The sequence below is a fragment of the Streptomyces sp. NPDC006235 genome (assembly GCF_040613735.1).
GTDB lineage: Bacteria > Actinomycetota > Actinomycetes > Streptomycetales > Streptomycetaceae > Streptomyces.
In genome coordinates this window covers 35,442-56,549 of record NZ_JBEXSR010000053.1, presented here as the reverse complement: position 1 = coordinate 56,549, position 21,108 = coordinate 35,442, and the positions used below count along the sequence as shown (strand labels likewise).

Sequence of the window (21,108 nt, the reverse complement as noted above, 5' to 3'; positions counted from 1 at the left end):
GGCGGCGGCGCAGGCGCGGCCATGGGCTGCGGCGCCGGGACCGGCGCCGGCTGGGGCATGGGCTGGGGCGCAGGCTGCGGCTGCGGCACAGCCTGCGGCACCGGCTGAGGGACAGGCTGGGGCACAGCCTGCGGCATCTGCTGCTGCCCCATCTGCCCGACGTGGCCCATCTGCCCGGCCTGCCCGACCTGTGCGGCCGCCGGCATCGGCATGCCGGTACCGGGGCCCGGGGCCGACGGCCCCGGGCCCCCCGCACCGACGGCCTGAGCGGCAAGGCCTCGCATACCGGATCCGTTGGTCTCGCTCACCAGACGGTCCACTGCCGCCGTACCCGAGCTGTAGCTGGTCCCGTTGCCCAGCTCGGGTACGGCGGCTCCCCTCCTGGACGTCCCGTAGAGCACCTGTTCCAGGCCGGACACCAGGCGACGCACGTCCACCTGGGGGCGCACGACGAGACGCAGGAAGCGGCTGGACGAACCGATCTTGTTGCCGCACTCGCGGACCAGGATCCGGTGCTCGGTGAGCATCCGGTCCCGGACCACGGTGCCCTCGGCGCCCACGGGGAGGCGCACGAAGAGGAAGTTGCCCTGCGACGGGTAGACCGTCAGCCCGGGCAGGGCCGACAGCTGGCTGGCCATGTCGAGGCGGTCGCGCCGGACCTGCTGGAGGCTCTGCGCGTACTCGGCGCCGTGCTCCTTCAGCATGAAGACGACATGCTCGGCGAAGGAGTTGAGGTTCCACTTGGGCAGCATGGAACGGACGCGCCCGGCGAGCGCCGGGTTGGCGACCAGGTAGCCGAAGCGGATGCCGTGCAGGCCGAAGTTCTTGCCGAGGCTGCGCAGCACGATGACGTTGGGCCGCAGCATCGCCTCCTGCACGACACTCGGCTCGGCCTCGGCGTCCGCGAACTCCAGGAACGACTCGTCGATGACGACCAGGTCGAGGTCGGCCATGGCGTCCATGAACTGGACGATGGCGTGCTTGTGCAGGAAGCCGCCGTCGGGGTTGTTGGGGTTGCAGATGACGGCGACGCGCGTGCCCCGCGCGCGGATGAACTCGGCGTACTGCGCGAGGTCGAGGGCGAAGCCGCTGGACTCCTGGAGCGGGAACATGTCGACCCGCTTGCCGGTCTCCATGGGCTGGTCGGTCCAGCGGCCGAAGGTGGGGACGGGGATGGCGAGCGACTCGCGCACCAGCAGGTGGTCGATCCAGGTGATCAGCTCGGTGGAGCCGTTGCCCATCGCCACGCACTGCGGCGGCAGCTGGAGCAGGCTGCACAGCTCGGCCGTGATGGTGTCGGCGCTGGACGGGTAGTACGTGATGATGTCGCGCAGTCTGGCCGACATGTCGTCGAACATGGCCGGGGTGGGGAAGTACGGGTTGCAGGGGATGCAGAAGTCCACCGGTCCCGCGCCTTCGCCGCCCTCACGTGTCAACGCCGCCATCGACGGGCTGTGCGCCGCGGTGCTGCGGAACAGCGACGTGACGTTGTCGGCCATGGAACCTCCGTATAGGGCGGATCCGCTGGGGACGACCGGACCCGACGTTTAAGGGCGGCCCGCGCGGGGGAGCGCGGGCCGCCCTTAGATACGGAGGCTGCGGTGACACTGTTCAACCACTGAGGTTTCCCTCAGGAAAATGTGTGCCACCTGTGAAGACGGTCAGCAGCCGAACGTGTGGACCGTCGTCGTCCGGTACGTCTGCCCGGGCCGCAGCACCGTCGACGGGAACGACGGCTTGTTCGGCGAGTCCGGGAAGTGCTGCGTCTCCAGGCAGAGCGCGTCACCCTGCCGGTAGGTGCGGCCCGACGGGCCGGTCAGCGTTCCGTCGAGGAAGTTGCCGGAGTAGAACTGCAGGCCCGGCTCGTTCGTGGCGATCTTCATCGTGCGGCCGGAGGCCGGGTCGCGCAGGGTGGCGACGTGCTCGGGCCGGGCGGTGATGCCCTTGTCGAGGACCCAGTTGTGGTCGAAGCCCTTGGCGGTGACCAGCTGCGGGTGGGAGACGCGGATGTCCCGGCCGATCGGCTTGGCCTTGCGGAAGTCGAAGGGCGTGCCCGCGACCTTGGCCAGCTCGCCCGTGGGGATCAGGCCCGCGTCGGTGGGCGTGTAGCGGGAGGCCGCGATCTGCAGCTCGTGGTCCTCGATCGTGCCGCTGCCCTCGCCGGCCAGGTTGAAGTAGACGTGGCTGGTGAGGTTGACGACGGTGGCCTTGTCCGTGGTGGCCTCGTAGTCGACGCGCCACTCGCCGTGCTTGGTGAGGGTGTACGTCACCTTCGTCTTGAGCGTGCCCGGGTAGCCCATCTCGCCGTCGATGCTCGTGTAGTACAGGCGCAGGCCGACGTCCGAGCCCTTGGTGAACGGCTCGATGTCCCACACGCGCTTGTCGAAGCCCTTGGAGCCGCCGTGCAGGCTCTGCTCGCCGTCGTTGACGGAGAGCTGGTAGTTCTTGCCGTCGAGGGTGAACTTCCCCTGGCCGATGCGGTTGCCGTAGCGGCCGATCAGCGCGCCGAAGTACGGGCTCTTGGCGACGTAGTCCTCGATGTTGTCGAAGCCCGCGGAGACGTTGGCGTAGCGGCCGCGGCGGTCGGGGATCTCCAGCGACTGGACGATGCCGCCGTAGGAGAGCACCTTCAGGCGGGTGCCGCCGTTCTCCAGCGACCAGCTGTAGACCTTGGTGCCGTCGGCGAGCTTGCCGAAGAGCTTCTTCACCGGCTTCCTTCCTCCCGTGGCGTGTGCCGTGCCGCCGAGCGTGGTGGCTCCTAAGCCCGCAGCCGCCGCTCCCGCGATGACCGTGCGTCTGTTCAGTTCCATGTGCGGCTCCGCTTCATTGAGAAACTGCGTGGGAAAGAACCGGGCCCCGCCTTCCGACGGGGCCCCGGTCCGACTTACGAACCGACCTTGCGCTTGTTCCACACGTCGAACCCGACCGCCGCCAGGAGCACCAGGCCCTTGATGACCTGCTGCCAGTCGGTGCCGATGCCGACGAGGTTCATGCCGTTGTTCAGCACGCCCAGGACCAGGCCACCGATGATCGCGCCGAGGACGGTGCCGACACCGCCGCTCATCGACGCGCCGCCGATGAACGAGGCCGCGATGGCCTCCAGCTCGAAGTTGAGGCCGGCCTTGGGAGAGGCCGCGTTGAAGCGGGCGGCGAAGACCAGGCCCGCCAGGGCCGCGAGCATGCCCATGTTCAGGAAGACCAGGAAGGTGACCTTCTTGTCCTTCACACCCGACAGCTTGGCCGCCGGGAGGTTGCCGCCGATCGCGTAGATGTGGCGGCCGACGATGGCGTTGCGCATCACGTAGCCGAAACCGACGAGCAGCACACCCAGGACGAGCAGCACGATCGGGGCGCCCTTGTAGCTGGCCAGCAGCATGGTCAGCGTCAGCACGGCGGCGCCGATCGCGACCAGCTTCAGCAGGAACAGCTTGGCGGGCGGGACGTCCAGGTTGAACTCCTGCTGCCGCTTGCGGTCACGGACCTCCTGGAAGATCACGAAGGCGATCATCGCGAAGCCCAGCAGCAGCGTGAGGTTGTGGTAGTTGGTGTTCGGGCCGACCTCGGGCAGGAAGCCGTTGGCCGCCTTCTGCAGGCCCTCCGGGAACGGGCCGAGCGTCTGGCCCTCCAGGAAGATCTCGGTCAGACCGCGGAAGATCAGCATGCCCGCCAGGGTCACGATGAACGACGGTATGCCGCCGTACGCGATGAAGAACCCTTGGACGGCACCCGCGACCGCGCCCACGGCCAGGCACAGCACCACCGCGAGCGGCCAGGGTATGTCCTGTTTGACCATGAACACGGCGGCCATCGAGCCCACGAACGCCGTCAGTGAGCCGACCGACAGGTCGATGTGGCCCGCGATGATGACCAGCATCATGCCGATCGCGAGGATCAGGATGTAGCTGTTCTGGAGGACCAGGTTGGAGACGTTGCGCGGCAGCAGCAGGTCGCCGTCGGTCCACACGGCGAACAGCACCACGATCAGGCCGAGCGCGATCAGCATGCCGTACTGCCGCATGTTGCGGCGCATGCCGTCCAGCACCAGCTGCAGCAGGCCGTCGGCCGCGGCCCCTCCGCTCTTGCCCGGCGGCGCGGGGGCCGGGCTCTTGGCGGTTACGTCCGTGCTCATCGGGTTACCTCTTTGTCCTTCGTCATCTGACGCATCAGCGATTCCTGGGAGGCTTCGGCCCGCGAGAACTCACCGGTCAGCCGCCCCGCGGCCATCGTGTAGATGCGGTCGCACATGCCGAGCAGTTCGGGCAGCTCGGAGGAGATGAAGACGACCGCCTTGCCCTGGGCGGCCAGCTGGTCGATGACCGTGTAGATCTCGTACTTGGCACCGACGTCGATCCCGCGCGTCGGCTCGTCCAGGATCAGCACTTCCGGGCCCGAGAAGATCCACTTGCTGAGGACGACCTTCTGCTGGTTGCCGCCGGACAGCTTCCCCACCGGCTCGAAGACGGTCGGCGCCTTGATGTTCATGGACTTGCGGAAGCCCTCGGCGACCTGCCGCTCCTCGTGCTCGTCGACCACACCGCGCTTGGCGACCTTGCTCAGGGCGGTCAGCGAGATGTTCCGGTTGATGGTGTCGATGAGGTTGAGGCCGTAGTGCTTGCGGTCCTCGGTGACGTACGCGATCCCGTGCTTGACCGCCTCCGGGACGGACTTCGTACGGATCTCCTTGCCGTCCCTGAGGACCGTGCCGCCCGCGTACCGGCCGTACGTCCGCCCGAACACGCTCATCGCGAGCTCGGTGCGGCCGGCGCCCATCAGGCCCGCGATGCCGACGATCTCGCCGCGCCGCACCGTCAGGGAGACGTCGTCGACGACCTTGCGCTGCTGGTCGATCGGGTGGAACACGGTCCAGCCCCGGATCTCCAGGGCGGGCGACACGCCCTCCTCCGGCTCGTGCGGCGACCGCTCCGGGAAGCGGTGCTCCAGGTCGCGGCCGACCATGCCGCTGATGATCCGGTCCTCGGTGGTCTCCGGGGCCTTCACATCGAGGGTCTCGATGGTCTGGCCGTCGCGGAGGATCGTCACCGAGTCGGCGACCTTGCGGATCTCGTTGAGCTTGTGGGAGATGATGATCGAGGTGATGCCCTGCTTCTTCAACTCCAGGATGAGATCCAGGAGTTTGTCGCTGTCCTCGTCGTTCAGGGCCGCGGTCGGCTCATCGAGGATGAGCAGCTTCACCTTCTTCGACAGGGCCTTGGCGATCTCCACGAGCTGCTGCTTGCCCACGCCGATGTCGGCGACGCGGGTGTCGGGGTGGTCGCTGAGCCCGACCCGCCGCAGCAGCTCGCTGGCGTGCCGCAGCGTCTCCCTCCAGTCGATGAACCCGCCCTTGGCGTGCTCGTTGCCGAGGAAGATGTTCTCCGCGAGGGAGAGGTACGGCGACAGCGCCAGTTCCTGGTGGATGATGACGATGCCGCGCTGCTCGCTCGCCCGGATGTCCTTGAACTCACAGACTTCGCCCTCGAAGAGGATGTCCCCCTCGTAGGTGCCGTGCGGGTGGACGCCGGAGAGGACCTTCATCAGGGTCGACTTGCCGGCGCCGTTCTCCCCGCAGATGGCGTGGACCTCGCCCTGCCGGACGGTCAGCGTGACGTCCGACAGCGCCTTGACGCCGGGAAAGGTCTTGACGATCGAGCGCATTTCCAGGACGGGTCCCGCCATGGTCGTGCCTTCCAATCAGAGTGAGCCGGCGGTTACTTGAGGTCGCTTGCCTTGATGTAGCCGGAGTCCACGACTTCCTTCTGGTAGTTGGTCTTGTCGACGGCGACCGGCTCCAGCAGGTAGGCCGGGACGACCTTCGCGCCGTTGTCGTAGGTCTTGGTGTCGTTGACCTCGGGCTTCTTGTCGTTCAGCAGCGCGTCGACCATGTTCGAGGCGACCTTGGCGAGCTGACGGGTGTCCTTGTAGACGGTCATCGACTGCTGGTCGGCGATGATCGACTTCACCGAGGCGAGCTCGGCGTCCTGGCCGGTGACGACCGGCAGCGGCTTGCTCTTGGAGCCGTAGTCGTCCGACTTCAGCGCCGAGAGGATGCCGATGGAGATGCCGTCGTAGGGGGAGAGGACCGCGTCGACCCGCTCGCGCTTGTAGGCCGAGGTCAGGATGTCGTCCATGCGCTTCTGGGCGGTGCCGCCGTCCCAGCGCAGGGTGGTGACCTGGTTGAGCTTGGTCTGGCCGGAGCGGACGACGAGCTGCTTCTTGTCGATGTAGGGCTGCAGGACGTTCATCGCGCCCTGGAAGAAGTAGCGGGTGTTGTTGTCGTCGTTGGAGCCGGCGAACAGCTCGATGTTGAACGGGCCCTTCTTGGAGCCGTCCTTCAGGCCGAGCTTCTCGACGATGTAGGTGCCCTGGAGCTCGCCGACCTTCTCGTTGTCGAAGGACGCGTAGTAGTCGACGTTCTTCGTGCCGAGGATCAGGCGGTCGTAGGAGATGACCGGGATGTTCGCGTCCTTGGCCTGCTGGAGCACGTTGTTCATCGACTTGTTGTCGATGGCCGCGACGATCAGCGCCTTCACACCCTGGGTGATCAGGTTCTCGACCTGCGAGACCTGCTGGTCCGGGTCGTCCTCGCCGTAGACCAGCTGGGTCTTGTAGCCCTTGGACTCCAGGTCCTTCTTGACGTTGTTGCCGTCGGCGATCCAGCGCTCGGAGGACTTGGTCGGCATCGCGATGCCGATGGTGCCGCCCTTGGCGCTGCCCCCGCTCTCCTCGCTGCCGCCCTCGCTGTTCTGCCCGCAGGCGGACAGGGTCAGGGCGAGGGACGCGGCTCCGGCTATGGCGGCGAGAGCGGCTCTGCGGTTACGCATGATCATCATCCTTGATGTGTGGGTGCAGGGCTCGGTCTGGGGTGCGAAGTCGCTCCGGGGGGTCGGGCCGGAAAGACCGAGAAGAGATGTGTCGGATTGTGGTCGGCTGTGTCTTCTTTTGTGAAGGCGAGTAGCCGGAACGTTATGACGAGATTTCGAACCGTTGCAGATCGCCCGGCAGCCGGGACCCGAGCGGGGCCATGTCACCGTCGGCTCCGTGGCGGGCCAGGAGGTCCAGGGCGAGCCGCCCCCGCCGCACGCGTTCCTTGGCCGTGGCCAGGGTCAGCTCCCGCATGTGGTGGCCGTAGGGGTAGATCCCGGGCGCCTTGGAGAGGCCGAACTTCAGGTAGAGCGGTGCGCCGCGCCGGATGAGCTCGGCGACCTCGTACATCCGGACATAGCCGCCGAGGTCGTCGGGGGCCTCGATGTACATGTCCATCGGAGCGCCCGACACCCGGCGGATCTCGGTGAGGTGATCGAGCGTCAGGTCGCTGGGCACGTTGACCGAGTCGGCACCGAGCCGCTCGTACACCGCGTACGCCGCGGGGTTGACCGGCCCGATGAGCGCGCTCACCTTGAGGGTCGTGTCGGCCGGGATGATGCCGGCGGCTCTCGCCCGGTGCAGCGTCCACAGCACGCCCTCGTCGGCGACGAGCAGGCACTTGACGCCCAACTCCGTGGCCCGCACGGCGTCTTCGACACATCCGGCGACGGCGTCGTGGCCGCGGGCGCGCAGTCCGGCCCCCCGCGAGTCGGTGCGCGTGGACCCGCCGATGTCCCACGTGCCGCGCGGGCCGGTGAACAGGCAGAGCTCGATGTCGCGTTCGGCCGTCGACTCGACCATCTCGGTGATCTCGGAATCGGTCAGCATCCACACGCCGCTGCCCTGGCTGATCCGGTGGATCGGCACGTCCAGCCGCGAGGCCTCCTTCAGGACCACCGCCAGCGCCTCGGGCCCCTCGCACGAGGGGATCTCGGTGCGCCAGCGGCCGCCGCCGGGGAAGGAGTGCGGCGAGGCGTCGGCGGGGTCGAGGGCGGGCGCGCTCAGGCCCAGCGTGGTGAGCGCCTGCTCACCGGGCCTGCGGGCTGCCGTGGCGGAAGCGTCGGTCACAGGAATGTCCTTCGGTTCGGTATTTCGGACGAGGTTCGCGGCTCTGGGTAGGACAAGGCTGGGGTACGCCGGTACGGGAGCCGTCAGGTTGCCCCCGTACCGGCGTACGTCTAGGGGCGGAGCAACACCTTGCCCACCTTCGGATCGCCGGCTCCCACCAGCTCGATGGCCTGCGAGAACTCGGCGAGCGGCAGCTCGTGCGTCACCAGCGGCAGCGGGTCGAGCAGCCCGGCGGCGAACACCCGCACCGTGTGCGCCCAGGCGCCTGGCGGAGCACCGAAGACGGTGTGCACCTCCAGCTGCCGTACGACGAGGTCGGTCGGGTCGAGACCGTCGGCGCCCGGCGCCGGGATCCCCGTGAGGACCAGCCGGCCGCCGCGCCGGAGCAGGCCGGCGGAGAGCCGGGCGGCGTCCGCGGAACCGGCCGTCTCGATCACCACGTCGAAGTCGTCCGGGAGCTCCTGGTCCTTCGTGCGGAAGTCCGTCGCGCCGTACTGCCGCGACAGCGCCTCCCGGTCCCGGCGGGTGCCCACGACCAGCAGCTCGGCCGGCGAGTTCGCCTTCAGGAACTGCACGGCGAACATGCCGAGCGTGCCGGTGCCGACCACCGCGACGCGCTCGCCGGGCTGTGCGTTCCCCTTCAGCGCGGCCGCCGCGATACAGGCGGCCGGCTCCAGGAGGGCCGCGGCCGTGAGGTCGCAGTCGTCCGGGAGGGCGTGCAGGAGACGGGCGGGGAGCGTCAGCGTGGCCGCCATCGCGCCCGGCTGCGTGAACCCGGTCTCCTCGTACCCGGCCGTGCACAGGGTCGTGTCGCCCGCGTGGCAGCGGTCGCAGACCTGGCAGTTGCGGAAGCCCTCGCCGACGACCTTGCGGCCGACGAGGGACCCGGGGACACCGGCGCCCACGGCCTCGACCGTCCCGGACCACTCGTGGCCCGGGGTGAGCGGGTAGCGGACATACCCCTCGGGGCGGTTGCCCTGATAGACCTCACGGTCGCTGCCGCAGATCCCGGAGGCGTGGACGCGCACCAGTGCCTCGCCGGCCTCGGGCCGCCGGGGCTCGTGCGGGACGAGGCGGTGCTCGCCCGGGGCGTCGATCACTACCGCGGTGCTCACGTCACTCCTCAGGTTTTCGAAGGTTTCGGTCGCCGGTTCCGGGTTTCCGGGGCCGGGACGGTCACTGGGCGCTCTTGGGCTTGCGCTGCTCCCAGCCGTCCGCCCAGAGGTCGAAGCGGGCCTGCTGCTGCGGGAACTCGGCGGCGGCGTCGACGTCCAGCTCCACGCCGAGACCCGGGGCGTCGGACAGGTGGAAGCAGCCGTCCTCCGGGTTCACCTGCGGCGCGCCCTTCACGACCTTCTTGATCTCCGCGTCCGCGAAGTCGTTGAAGTGCTCGAGGATCTTGAAGTTGGGGGAGGTGAAACCGACCTGGAGGGAGGCGGCGGTCAGGACCGAGCCGCCGACGTTGTGCGGGGCCACCAGCATGTAGTGGGTCTCGGCCGTCGCCGCGAGCTTCCTGGTCTCCCAGATTCCACCGATATGGCCGACGTCCGGCTGGATGATGTCCACGGCCTGGTTCTCGAACAGCTCGCGGAACTCGATCCGGTCGTGGATCCGCTCGCCGGTGGCGACCGGCATGTCGACCTTGGCGGCGACCTTCTCCAGGGCCTTGAGGTTCTCCGGCGGGACCGGCTCCTCCAGCCACGCCGGCTTGAACGGCGCGAGCTCCTTGGCCAGGCGTACGGCCGTGGCGGGGGAGAAGCGGCCGTGCATCTCCAGCATCAGCTCGGCCTCGGGGCCGATGGCGTCCCGGACGGCCTCGATCAGGGAGACGGCGTACAGGGTCTCCTTGTGGTCCAGCTCGAAGTGGCCGGTGCCGAAGGGGTCGATCTTGAGCGCCCGGTAGCCGCGCTCCATGACGCCCTGGGCGGCCTTGTGGTAGGCCTCCGGGGTGCGCTCCGTGGTGTACCAGCCGTTGGCGTACGCCTTGACCTTGTCGGTGACCTTGCCGCCCAGCAACTGCCAGACGGGGACGCCGAGGGCCTTGCCCTTGATGTCCCAGCAGGCCATCTCGATCACGGCGATACCGGACATCACGATCTCGCCGGCGCGGCCGTAGTCGCCGTACTTCATGCGCTTGACGAGGTCCTCGACAGCGAAGGGGTCGGAACCGAGAATGTGGTTGGCCTCAGCCTCCCTCAGATAGCCGAGAAGGGCGTCGGTGTGTCCCAGCATCCGGGTCTCGCCGACTCCGGTGAGCCCCTCGTCGGTGTGCACCTGGACGTACGTCAGGTTGCGCCACGGCGTCCCGACCACGTGTGTGCTGATTCCGGTGATGCGCACGGCGGTTTTCCCTCGCAGCTTCGTCGGCTCGGTCTCTGTCACTCGCTCACTTCGACGTGTTCGAGATTTCGGCACACGTTCGAAATGCTGGCGTGACAGTAAAGACGCGGCGGTGGGAGTGTCAATGGGTCGCGCGCATAACGGTTTCGACAGTTTCGAAACCATGAGGGCGGCGTGTCCCTACAGAACCTTCACAGCTGGATCTAGGAACGTGACCGGCGCGGAACTTAATCTTCCCGCGTCATGGACTACTGCGACCCGTGCCGACGGCACCTCAACGGCGCGCTGGCCTGCCCGGGCTGCGGCACCTCAGCCGATGCACTGCGCTGGCGTGAGCCGGAGTACGGCGGGTATGACGCCGTTCCCGAGGGCGGGGAGGGCCTGCACGACGGCTCGGGTGAATCCGGTGAGCCGGACGAGCGGGATGAGCCGGACGCCTCCGACGGTGAAGACGGCGACGACGGCGAGCCGTTGGGGCGCGCCGCCCGGCGACGCGGGCGTGGGCGCGAGGGTGAGCACGGGCCGGCCGGTGACGGCCCCGGTGGTGGGACGAGCCGGCGGGACCGGAAGGCCGCGGCGCATCGCCGTCGGCGGCGCCGGACGCTGTTCGTCGCGGCGGGGTTCGTGCTGGCGGCGGGCGGCCTGAGCCTCGCGGAGCTCGGCACGGACGCGCCCAAGTCGGCGCCGAAGCCGGCGGCGGCCGGGGGAGAGTCTGCGGACGGCGACGCGTCGGTGGAGGCGGGGGAGACGGGCGGCCAGGGCGAGGCGGCCCGGGCTGAGGGCGCATCAGGAACCCCTTCGCCCAGGGTGTCCGACTCACCGTCGGCTTCCAAGTCCCCGAAGGCCGACAAGTCCGAGGACGCGAAGGACGACGAGACACCGAAGGACTCCGACCCGGCTGCGGCGGATACGCCCCCCGCCCGCCCGACATCGGCCCCGACGGCCGACCGGCCGGACCCGGCCCCGACCCGGGCCCCGGCCCCGACGACAGCACCCCCGAACCCGGAACCGTCCCCCTCGGAGACCTGCAACCGCTTCCTGTGGTGGTGCACGTAGCGCCGAGGTGGGGGCCCCGCGCCATCGTTCCTCGACCCATCGCCGCCGAAGGTTTGCCGAACCGGCAACAGGAGTGGCGGACGCGTGACCCGGTGGGTGACGGTGGGCCCGTGACCGACGACATCGCAGCAGCATCGCCCGCGTCCGGAACCCCCTCGCCTGCCGACGGATACGCCGGAGACCCCGCGGTGCGGGACGAGTGGGACCACCGGTACGCCGACCGGCAACAGTTGTGGAGCGGCCGGCCCAACGGCGCGCTCGTGGCGGAGGCCGCCGGGCTCACACCCGGGCGGGTCCTCGACGTCGGCTGCGGCGAGGGCGCGGACGCCGTCTGGCTCGCGCGCCGCGGCTGGGACGTGACCGCGCTCGAGGTCTCCGGCGTCGCGCTGGAGCGGGCGGCCGGGCACGCGCGGGACGCCGGCCTCACCATTCGCTGGGTCCACGCCGAACTCACCGAGGCGGCGCTCCCGCCGGCCTCCTTCGACCTGGTCTCCGCCCAGTACCCGGCCTTGCTGCGCACCCCCGACGCCGCGGCTGAGCGAGCACTGCTCGCCGCCGTCGCGCCCGGCGGCGTGCTGCTCGTCGTCCACCACGCGGGGATGCACACCCAGCAGGCGGACGACAGCGGGTTTGATCCGGCCGACTACGTCTGGCCCTCGATGGTCGCCGACGCTCTCGACGACGGCTGGGAGGTGGAGGTGGACGAGGAACGGCCACGCGTGGCACCCGACGGCGGCGCCGGCGCGCACCACTCCCACGACCTCGTACTGCGCGTACGCAGGCTGCGCTGAGCTTATGGACCCCTTGACTCGGCATGCTTTGGCCCTGTCCGTCGGACCATGACCGAGGCAGGGTGGGGGGACCTTGAACGTTGTGGAGGTCTCCTTGAGCATCGCGTTCCTGCTGACCACCTTGGTCGTGGTGGTCACCCCCGGCACCGGAGTGGTGTACACCCTGGCCGCCGGGTTGTCCCACGGCCGCCGGGCGAGCGTGGTCGCCGCGCTCGGCTGCACCCTCGGCATCGTGCCGCACCTGGTGGCGACGATCACCGGCCTCGCCGCGCTGCTGCACACCAGCGTCGTCGCCTACGAGGTGGTGAAGTACCTCGGTGTCGCCTACCTCCTGTACATGGCGTGGGCGACGCTTCGCGACAAGGAGGCGCTGTCCGTCGAAGGGGAGGCCGAGCGGCGGCCCGCGGCCCGTGTGATCGCTTCCGGGGTTCTGATCAACCTTCTCAACCCGAAGCTCACGATGTTCTTCGTCGCGTTCCTGCCGCAGTTCGTGCCCGCCGACGAGCCCGGCTCCCTCGGAGCGATGCTCCGGCTCAGTGCCGTCTTCATGGCGATGACCTTCGTCGTCTTCGCCGCGTACGGGATGTGCGCCGCCGCCGTACGGCACCGCGTGCTTGGCAGGCCGAGGGTGATGACCGGCATCCGCCGGGGGTTCGCCGCCTGCTTCGTGGGCCTGAGCGCGTGGCTGGCGGTGGGCTGAGATGCGCTTCCGGCACGCGGACGCGATCTGGTCCGACCACCCCGGGCTCGCCGCTGGTGCGCTGTGGGCCACCGGCGTCGATGCCACCGCCGATGCCGGCGCGCGCGTCGCCCCGTACACGGCCCGTGCCGTGGCGCGGCTGGCCGGGTCCCCCGAGAGCGAGTTCCCCGAAGTCCTGGCCTGGCGGCGGGCGTTCTCCCGGATGGGGCTCAAGCCGACGCAGTACCGCTGCGCCTCGGAGTCGCTGCTGCGGCGGCTGAGGAAGGAGGGAGAACTGCCGCGCATCCATCCGGTGGTCGACCTGTGCAACGCGATCTCGGTCGCCTACGCGGTGCCGGTGGCGGTCCTCGACGCGGACCGCATCGCCGGCCCTCTGCTGGAGGTGCGCCACGCCCGCGGTGACGAGCAGTACACGACCTTCGGTGGCGGCACCGAGCACCCCCGGCCCGGCGAGGTGATCTTCGCCGACTGCGCCGGCCGGGCGCACGCCCGCCGCTGGACCAACCGGCAGAGCGGCCACTCCGCCGTCGGCGAGGGCACCAGCCGGATCCTGGTGGTGGCGGAGGCCATGCACGACGGCGGAGCCGACGTCGTGCCGGAGCTGCTGAAGACGGTGGCCGAGGAACTGGCCGCGCACTGGCCGGTCGACCCCGCGGTGGCCGTTCTCACCCCGTCCGCACCGGAGTTCGTCTTCGGTGATCAGGGCCCTTGGTGAGTGCGCGGCAGCCGCGGTGGCGTATGACACCATCGGCCGGGTGAGGCAGGGGAGACAGGGAGCGGACGGGACGGCCGGCGTACCCGCGGCGGCAGCCGCGTCGGCGGACTGCGGATCCCCGGCCTACGGCTCCGATTTCCTGCAGCTCGACGCCGATGACGCACCCGTCGGCGGCAAGGCGGACTGGCTGGCCCGGCGGCTGCGGCAGGCGATAGCCGACGGCCGGCTGGCGGTGGGCAGCAGGCTGCCGCCGACCCGGGTGCTGGCCGCCGAACTGCGCGTGTCGCGCGGGGTGGTCACCGAGGCGTACCGGCGGCTGGCCGAGGACGGCCACGTCGAGGGGCGGCGGCGCGGTGGGACGGTGGTGGTCGCGGCACCTCCCGCGCAGCCGTCGGCGCCCCGCGGGACCGGGCCGAGCCGGGGCCGGGCGCCGGTCACCGCCGACCGTGCGGTGCCGGCCGCGCTGTTCGCCGGCGAACCCGACGCCGACGTCTTCGACGCGCTGCGCGCTGCCCGTGCGCGCATCGACTTCACCCCCGGCCAGCCCGACCTCACCGCGTTCCCCCGCGCGGCCTGGCTGCGCGCCGAACGGGCCGTGCTCGCCGAGCTGTCCGCCGAGAACCTCGGCTACGGCGACCCCCGCGGAACCCCACGACTGCGCCGCGCCGTCGCGACCTGGCTGGCGACCAGCCGCGGCATCCGGGTGGAGCCGGACGACGTGCTGGTCGTCGCCGGCACCGCGCAGGCCCTCACGCTGCTGCACCCCGTGCTGCGGGCCGACGGTATCGACAGCGTCGCGGTCGAGGACCCCGGCTCGCTCGGCACCCGTCAGCACCTGCGGAACGGGGCCCTGGCCACCCCACCGGTACCGGTCGACGACGGTGGCGTGCGCGTCGACGCACTGCGCGCCACCGGGGCCCCCGCGGTACTGCTCACGCCCGCTCACCAGTTCCCCACCGGCGTGGTGACCAGTGGCGAGCGCCGCCGCGAACTGCTGCTCTGGGCGCAGGACGGCGGGTTGATCCTGGAGGACGACTACGACGCGGAGCACCGCTACGACCGGCCGCCGGTGGCCGCGCTGCGCGCGTTGCTGGCCGACCAGGTGTGCTACATGGGCAGCGTGTCCAAGCTGCTCGCTCCGGCGCTGCGGATCGGCTGGGTGGTACCGCCGCCCCGCCACCTCGACGCGCTGACCGACGCGAAACGCTTCACCGACCTGGGCAATGCCGTGCTGCCGCAGCTGGTGCTCGCCCGGCTCATGGAGTCCGGCGACTTGGAGCGGCACCTGCATCTGCTGCGCGGCCGTCACCGGCGGCGCCGCGACGCCATGATCGACGCCATCGCCGAGCACCTGCCGGGCGCGGTCGTACACGGCGCGGCGGCCGGCCTGCACCTGACCGTCACGTATGCGCCAAAGGTGCCGGACACCGAACTCGCCGCCGCCGCGCTCACCCGGGGCGTGAAGTGCCAGCCGCTGTCGTGGCACCGGCAGCTGCCCGGCCGCCCCGGCCTCGTCCTCGGCTACGCGGCCACGCCGCCGGGGGCCATCGCCGAAGGAGTGGCGGCGCTCGGCGAGGCGCTGCGCGAGCTGGCCTGACGCCGGCACTCCGGCCTCACTCCAGCATCCCCCGCAACGCGTCCCGCAGCGCCACTCTCTCCTCCTCGGAGAGCCCGGCCAACGGTTCCCGGGCGAACCGCAGCGACTCCCGCAGACTCCGGGCCACCCGCCGCCCCTCGGGCGTCGCCGCCGCCACCTTCACCCTCCGGTCGGTCGGATCCGGCTGCCGCTCCACCAGCCCCCGCGCCTCCAGCCGGTCCACGATCCCCGTGACGTTCGACGGCTCGCACTTCAACCGTTGCGCGAGTCTCCGCATCGGCAGCGGCTCCAGGCACAGCAGGCTCAGCAGCCGCGCCTGCGCCCCGGTCAGCGTGTGGTCCGCCGCCGCCGCCTCATAGTCCTCGTGGAACCGCGCCACGACCTCCCCGATGAGCTCGACGACCTCGAGCGTCAGCGGATCGGGGCGGTGGCTGTTCTGGGAGGCGGATGTGGTGGAGGCCATGGAATCGAGGGTACCCGGTTATTTGACAACCTGAAATTTTCAGGAGCATGGTTGTTTCAGGTACTGAAACATTCTCATCGAGTCAACCGAGCCAACCGAGCCAACCGAGCCAGAGGAAAGGCGCATCATGTCCGACACCTCCGCCCTCCCCGCCGTCAGCCGCGAGTGGCACCTGGTCAGCCGCCCCGTCGGCTGGCCGAAGCCCGAGGACTTCGCCTTCGTCGAGGCGGAGGTTCCGCAGCCCGGTGAGGGACAGGTCCTCGTGCGGAACAAGTACCTCTCCGTGGACCCGTACATGCGCGGCCGTATGAGCGACGCGAAGTCCTACGTCGCCCCGTTCGAGCTCGGCAAGGTCATGCAGGGCGGCGCCGTCGGCGAGGTCGTGGCCTCCAACGCCGAGGGGTTCGCCGTGGGCGACCACGTGCTGCACTTCCTCGGGTGGCGCGAGTACGCCGCCGTGGCCGCGAAGAACGCCGTCAAGGTGGACCCGGACGCCGCGCCGCTGTCGACGTACCTCGGTGTGCTGGGCATGACCGGCCTCACCGCCTACGCGGGGCTGCTGCGCACCGCCGCCTTCAAGGAGGGCGACACCGTCTTCGTGTCCGGTGCCGCAGGCGCCGTGGGCGGCCAGGTCGGGCAGCTCGCCAAGCTGAAGGGCGCCTCGCGGGTCATCGGGTCCGCCGGGTCGGCGGAGAAGGTGAAGCTGCTCGTCGACGAGTACGGCTTCGACGCCGCCTTCAACTACAAGGACGGTCCCGTGAGCGAGCAGCTGCGGGCCGCGGCTCCCGACGGGATCGACGTCTACTTCGACAACGTCGGTGGTGATCACCTGGAGGCCGCCATCGGCTCGCTCAACGAGGGCGGGCGGATCGCCGTCTGCGGGATGATCTCCGTGTACAACAACACCGAGCCCGCCCCGGGCCCGAGGAACCTCGCCCGCCTGATCCAGACCCGCGGCCGTATCGAGGGCTTCCTGGTCGGGGACCACTACGACCTTCAGCCGGAGTTCGTGCGCGAGGTCGCCCCCTGGGTCGCCTCCGGCGAGCTGAAGTACCGGGAGACCGTCGTCGAGGGCATCGAGAACAACCTCGAGGCGTTCCTGGGCGTGCTGCGCGGCGACAACACCGGAAAGATGATCGTCAAGCTCTGACGCCTTCTGCTGCCTTCCGGCATGCGGTAAGTTTTTTCCGAATCCGCTCGGCCCGGGCGCGAGCCGCGGCGGACGACCGAAGAGGAACACCACCGCATGCCCATCCAGCAGTCCGACGTCCTGTACACCGCCGTCGCCACCGCCGAGGGCGGGCGCGACGGGCGGGTCGCCACCGACGACGGCACGCTCGACGTCGTCGTCAACCCGCCGAAGGAGATGGGCGGCAGCGGCGCCGGGACCAACCCGGAGCAGCTGTTCGCCGCCGGCTACAGCGCCTGCTTCCAGGGCGCCCTCGGCGTCGTCGCACGCCAGGAGAGGGTCGACCTCACCGGGTCGACCGTCACCGCGAAGGTCGGCCTCGGGAAGAACGGGGACGGTTTCGGGATCATCGTCGAGATTTCCGCCGACATTCCCAAGGTGGACCGGGGGACCGCGCGGTCGCTCGTCGAGAAGGCCCACGACGTGTGCCCCTACTCGAAGGCGACGCGCGGGAACATCACCGTGACGCTGGTCTGACGACAGTCGTTGCGTACGCGCAGGCCGCACCCTTGGACGTGGGGTGCGGCCTGCGCCCGTGCCCGGGACAGGACACGCCCTACAGCGCGAGCGCCGCCGTGTGGATCGCCTTCGCCAGGCGGTCGTTCTCCGGGGCCGCGCCGCCCGGGAAGGCGAAACGGCGGCGCGTGTAGCCGTACGCCAGGCCGCTCCACGGGTCCGCGAAGGCCTGTGAGCCGCCCGCGCCGCTGTGCCCGATCGTCCCGGCGCCGAGGAACGGGTGCGCCACGTCGGCCGTCATCTGGAAGCCGAGGCCGAACGCCCTGTGGGCACGTGACACCAGGTCGTAGCCGACCGAGTGGACCTGGCCGAACTCCGCCACCGTGTCCGGCTTCAGCAGCGGTGCCTGCTCGCCCACCTCGCTGATCGCCGCCGCGTACATCCCGGCCAGGCCCCGCGCCGACGCCACTCCGCCCACCGAGGCCGGGCCCTTGGCGCGCACCAGCGGCATGTTGGGCAGCGAGGCGAGGTCGGTCGGTTCCGCGGCGTTGCGGTTGAAGGCGATCGAGGCGAGCGTGTGCGGACCGGTGGGCGTGGCGTCGAGGAGGGCCTGCTGCTCCGGGGTCGGGGCCATCGGCTGGGTGGTGCGGAAGCGCGGCTCGTGGGGCGCGGGCAGGCCCAGGTGGAAGTCCAGGGCGTACGGGGTGCGGATCCGCTCCTGGTAGACCTCCTGGAGCGTGCGGCCCGTGGCGCGGCGCACGACCTCGCCGACCAGGGCGCCGCTGACCATCGCGTGATAGCCGAACGCCGTGCCGGGGCGCCAGAACGGCCGCTGGTCGGCGAGGCGTTCGGCGAGCTGGCGGTCGTCGGCCAGCTCCGCGAGGGTGAAGCCGGTGTCCGTGCCGACCACACCCGCCCGGTGCGCGAGCAGGTCGCGCAGGGTCAGGGCGCCCTTGCCCTCGGCGGAGAACTCCGGCCAGTAGTACGTCACTTTGCGGTCCAGTTCGAGCGTGCCGTCCTGGACGAGGAGCGCGACGACCAGGTAGGCGGCGCCCTTGGTGGACGAGAACACACCGTAGAGGGCGTCCGCGTCGGTCCCCGCCCACAGGTCCACGACCCTGCGCCCGTGGACGTAGGCGCACAGCTGGCCCTCGTAGTCCGCGCGCTCCCCGGCCACGAACGCGGCGAACTCCTCCCGCACCCCCTCGAAGCCGTCGGCCACCGTGCCGTGGATCTCCTGCGTCATCCGCTCTCCTCAACTGAACCGCTGTGTGCCACTGTGAACAATGCCCTCGCCACCTGCGGGAATTCCCCCTTGGGGTGGTCTCGGAAGAGTGGTTCGGTGCCGAACAGGACCGTCCGGCCGCCGCTGACCACCGAGGCCTGTCCCGCTGCCGCCGCGGGACCGCCGGTGCCGTCCCGCAGCGGGCGCCAGTGCCCGGAGACGAGCGGATTCCCGGTCGCGTACGACTGCTCCACCCGTACGCCGGGGCCGAGGTCGCTGAACCACAGCGGGGCGTAGACGAAGGCGTGCGCCGGCGCGCCGTGCGTGACGCGGCCCGTGTTCCGCGTCCGTACGACGCCGTTCGCGTCCGTGTTGCCCGCGACCGGCTTCACGGCCAGCCGGTCCGCCGCCGCGTTCAGAGCCGCTCCCGTCGCGCCCCGGCCGACCAGGCCGTGCTCGTCGAGGAAGGCGTCGAGGGCCCTGCGGGCGGGGGCGGTCAGGGCGGCGTGGTCCAGGCCGGCGGACACGAACAGCACGTCCGTGCCGGACCAGTCGAAGCCCGCGTTCAGGACGGCCGTCGACACCGGCGTGACGTCGAAGTTCATCTCCCGCAGGGCGAACAGCTCACCCGGCGTGACGGCGGCGGCGACCCGCAGGCGGTGCAGGGGCGTGCCGCCGGTGAGCCGTGTGGCCGCGAAGGAGACGTCGTGCGTACGGGCGGCCGAGACCGCCTGGCGGCGGGCCCGTGCCGGGACGATCGCGCTGCCGTCCAGGCCCCGGCGTACCGGAACGCCCTGCTGGAGAAGGGAGTTGAGGGCCGCGACCTCGCGCGGGTCGGTCAGGCGCAGGAGGAGGTCGCCGTGCGCGGGCACCCGGGCGACCGGTGCGGCCCCGGTGACCGGGCGCAGGGGCGCGCCCCGCAGGCTGCCCGACGGCACCCGTTCGACCGTGGCGCCCCACAGACGGCCCAGGCTCCAGCCCGAGATGTCGTACATCACCGACACCTTGCCGCTGATGTCCCGCCCGTCGGCCAGCAGCGCGTTCGCCATGCCGCGCTTGGGCTGGTGCAGGTCGACGACGTAGGAGCCCTCGGGGTACGTCCGTCCGGCGAGCCGGAAGGGGCGGGTGGCCCGGGTGACGCGGACGTCGTTGGCGAGGAGGTGGTCGACGAGGCGGGCCGCCGCCGGGGCCGAGCGCTGGGTGCGGGAGTCGCCGGGCGGGATGACGTAGGCGCGCGGGAACGTGGTCGTGTAGACGTCCTCCGGACCGATGCCGGGGACGCCGGGGACCGTCTCCGGTGACACCGGCACCTGCGGGGCGCCGGCCGCGCCGCGGCGGAAGACCTCGATCTGGTCGGCGACGAGCGAGGCGCGGTGCTCCCGGACGTGGTTCAGGGTCGCCCGGATCGCCGCGCCCGCCACGGCCGTGTTGACCGCCGAGCGGCGGCGCAGCTCCGGGACGGGCAGTTCGTCGTACTCCTCGTTGTTCACCGCCAGCGGGATCTCCACCGTGTGCGCGGCGACCGTGCCGTGGAAGGCCGCGTACTGCGGGGTGAAGATCGGCGGCCAGTCGTCCCAGCCCTCCTCCTGGTCGCGGAACGGGATCTGGGCCGGTTCGACGCCGTCCTTCGCGGGCGTGTAGTCGAGGGAGTTGACGGCGGACTCCATGCCGAGGGCGTTGGCGTAGCTGTTCTTCAGGAAGAGGTCGTACTCGTAGTTCTCGCCGTGCGGGGGCGTGGTGGGCTCGATGAGGGTGCCGTTGACGTAGCCGTGCAGGTCGAGCAGGACGGCCGGCTGCTTGTCCAGCTCGATCTGCCGCATCGCGCGGGTCTCGGGCTGCGAGGCGGTGACGAAGTCCCGATTCAGGTCGAAGCCGTTGGCGTTGGCGCGGGTGCCGGCGATACGGCCGTCCGGGTTGGCCGTGATGTTGAAGTACAGGCGGCTGTGCGCGAGGAGGTCCCGGGTCTTCGCGTCCTTCGCGGTCGCGAGCTGCTCGACGATCTTCAGGGCGGCGTCCGTGCCCTCCCACTCGTTGCCGTGGATGTTGCCGTTGACGAAGACCGGCGTCTTGTAACCCCGCTTGATCTCCGGGGACTTGGCGGCCGTCGCGGGCGCGTTCTCGATCAGCTCGCGCATGCGCTCCTGGGCGCGGGCCTGTCGGGTGGTCTCCGGGGCGGTGACGGTGACGAGGTAGAGGCGGTGGCCGCCGGCCGAGCGGCCGGCCACCTCCACGCTGACCCGGTCTCCGAGACGTTGCAGGGCGTTCAGCTTCGGGGCGATCCCGTGGTACGGGATGAGACCCAGCTTCAGGGACGTGTCGCCGGGGTTCTCCGGGTCGGGGGAGAGGACCTGGCGGCGGGGGTAGCCGCGGGTGGCCGTGCCGGTGGAGGTCTCTTCGGGAGCGGCCAGTGCGCGCCGGGCCGCGCTCGCGGGAGCCTGCGCCGCGCGGTCGTCCACGGCGGCGCCCTCGCGCGTGACGGGCTTCGGCTCCGCTCCGGCCGCGTCGGGGCCGCCGAGCAGGAGCGAACCCGCCGTGGCGAGGGTGAAGGTGACGATCAGTACAGGTCTCGCAGGAACGGTTCTCGTGGTGCGCACGCGTACCTCCTGAGGGGCTTCCTGAGATCGGTACGGCGAGGTGTACCGGT

The 21,108-nt window shown here is 70.7% G+C and carries 18 protein-coding genes; 7 read left to right on the top strand and 11 right to left on the bottom strand.

Features of this window, described 5'->3' with window-relative positions; all coding sequences use genetic code 11:
• From ABZ192_RS38555 to ABZ192_RS38520, 8 genes are all read right to left on the bottom strand, one after another.
• On the bottom strand, positions 1-1,499 hold a 1,499-nt coding region (locus tag ABZ192_RS38555; RefSeq protein WP_356929120.1), incomplete at its 3' end, for a histidinol-phosphate transaminase.
• Positions 1,500-1,661: 162 nt separating this feature from the next.
• Positions 1,662-2,810 (bottom strand): aldose epimerase family protein, encoded by a 1,149-nt coding sequence (locus ABZ192_RS38550; protein WP_356929119.1) that lies wholly within the window; start codon positions 2,808-2,810, stop codon positions 1,662-1,664.
• Positions 2,811-2,884: 74 nt separating this feature from the next.
• Positions 2,885-4,129 (bottom strand): multiple monosaccharide ABC transporter permease, encoded by a 1,245-nt coding sequence (gene mmsB / locus ABZ192_RS38545; RefSeq protein WP_356929118.1) that lies wholly within the window; start codon positions 4,127-4,129, stop codon positions 2,885-2,887.
• Positions 4,126-5,676 (bottom strand): multiple monosaccharide ABC transporter ATP-binding protein, encoded by a 1,551-nt coding sequence (mmsA, locus tag ABZ192_RS38540; RefSeq protein WP_356929117.1) that lies wholly within the window; start codon positions 5,674-5,676, stop codon positions 4,126-4,128. Before mmsA ends, mmsB begins: the two co-directional genes overlap by 4 nt.
• Before the next feature lie 32 nt (positions 5,677-5,708).
• Positions 5,709-6,821, bottom strand: coding sequence for a multiple monosaccharide ABC transporter substrate-binding protein (gene chvE / locus ABZ192_RS38535; protein ID WP_356929116.1), 1,113 nt, complete (start codon positions 6,819-6,821; stop codon positions 5,709-5,711).
• A gap of 142 nt (positions 6,822-6,963) precedes the next feature.
• Positions 6,964-7,932, bottom strand: coding sequence for a hypothetical protein (locus ABZ192_RS38530; protein WP_356929115.1), 969 nt, complete (start codon positions 7,930-7,932; stop codon positions 6,964-6,966).
• 110 nt (positions 7,933-8,042) lie between these two features.
• Positions 8,043-9,047, bottom strand: a complete 1,005-nt coding sequence (locus ABZ192_RS38525) for an alcohol dehydrogenase catalytic domain-containing protein (protein WP_356929114.1) — start codon at positions 9,045-9,047, stop codon at positions 8,043-8,045.
• A 61-nt stretch (positions 9,048-9,108) separates the two neighbouring features.
• Entirely contained in the window at positions 9,109-10,272 is a 1,164-nt protein-coding gene (locus ABZ192_RS38520) for a mandelate racemase/muconate lactonizing enzyme family protein (protein ID WP_356929113.1), read from the bottom strand.
• A gap of 243 nt (positions 10,273-10,515) precedes the next feature.
• Here ABZ192_RS38520 and ABZ192_RS38515 point away from each other — a divergent pair, with 243 nt between their 5' ends.
• The 5 genes from ABZ192_RS38515 (at position 10,516) to ABZ192_RS38495 (ending at position 15,131) form a co-directional block, all read left to right on the top strand.
• Positions 10,516-11,328 carry a hypothetical protein gene (locus ABZ192_RS38515; RefSeq protein WP_356929112.1) on the top strand — a complete coding sequence of 271 codons (813 nt, stop codon included), beginning with the start codon at positions 10,516-10,518 and terminating at the stop codon, positions 11,326-11,328.
• Positions 11,329-11,438: 110 nt separating this feature from the next.
• Positions 11,439-12,119 carry a class I SAM-dependent methyltransferase gene (locus ABZ192_RS38510; RefSeq protein ID WP_356929111.1) on the top strand — a complete coding sequence of 227 codons (681 nt, stop codon included), beginning with the start codon at positions 11,439-11,441 and terminating at the stop codon, positions 12,117-12,119.
• Between the two features lie 94 nt (positions 12,120-12,213).
• Complete coding sequence (locus tag ABZ192_RS38505) at positions 12,214-12,819, top strand: LysE family translocator (RefSeq protein WP_356929110.1); 606 nt, start codon at positions 12,214-12,216, stop codon at positions 12,817-12,819.
• Between the two features lies 1 nt (position 12,820).
• Entirely contained in the window at positions 12,821-13,534 is a 714-nt protein-coding gene (locus ABZ192_RS38500) for a phenylalanine--tRNA ligase beta subunit-related protein (protein ID WP_356929109.1), read from the top strand.
• Positions 13,535-13,673: 139 nt separating this feature from the next.
• Entirely contained in the window at positions 13,674-15,131 is a 1,458-nt protein-coding gene (locus tag ABZ192_RS38495) for a PLP-dependent aminotransferase family protein (protein ID WP_356929124.1), read from the top strand.
• Between the two features lie 16 nt (positions 15,132-15,147).
• Here ABZ192_RS38495 and ABZ192_RS38490 read toward each other — a convergent pair whose 3' ends face one another.
• A complete protein-coding gene (locus ABZ192_RS38490; RefSeq protein WP_356929108.1) occupies positions 15,148-15,594 on the bottom strand; it encodes a MarR family transcriptional regulator in 447 nt (148 codons plus the stop codon).
• Between the two features lie 127 nt (positions 15,595-15,721).
• On the opposite strand from ABZ192_RS38490, the gene ABZ192_RS38485 reads away from it, so the two are divergent.
• Together ABZ192_RS38485 and ABZ192_RS38480 are read left to right on the top strand one after the other, a co-directional pair.
• Complete coding sequence (locus ABZ192_RS38485; RefSeq protein ID WP_356929107.1) at positions 15,722-16,744, top strand: NADP-dependent oxidoreductase; 1,023 nt, start codon at positions 15,722-15,724, stop codon at positions 16,742-16,744.
• Between the two features lie 96 nt (positions 16,745-16,840).
• Positions 16,841-17,260, top strand: coding sequence for an organic hydroperoxide resistance protein (locus ABZ192_RS38480; RefSeq protein WP_356929106.1), 420 nt, complete (start codon positions 16,841-16,843; stop codon positions 17,258-17,260).
• Between the two features lie 79 nt (positions 17,261-17,339).
• Here the strand turns inward: ABZ192_RS38480 and ABZ192_RS38475 are convergent, their stop codons facing one another.
• Together ABZ192_RS38475 and ABZ192_RS38470 are read right to left on the bottom strand one after the other, a co-directional pair.
• Positions 17,340-18,485, bottom strand: a complete 1,146-nt coding sequence (locus tag ABZ192_RS38475; protein ID WP_356929105.1) for a serine hydrolase domain-containing protein — start codon at positions 18,483-18,485, stop codon at positions 17,340-17,342.
• On the bottom strand, positions 18,482-21,058 hold the full coding sequence (locus ABZ192_RS38470) for a M14 family zinc carboxypeptidase (protein ID WP_356929104.1): 2,577 nt from the start codon (positions 21,056-21,058) through the stop codon (positions 18,482-18,484). Before ABZ192_RS38470 ends, ABZ192_RS38475 begins: the two co-directional genes overlap by 4 nt.
• Positions 21,059-21,108: the final 50 nt, after the last annotated feature.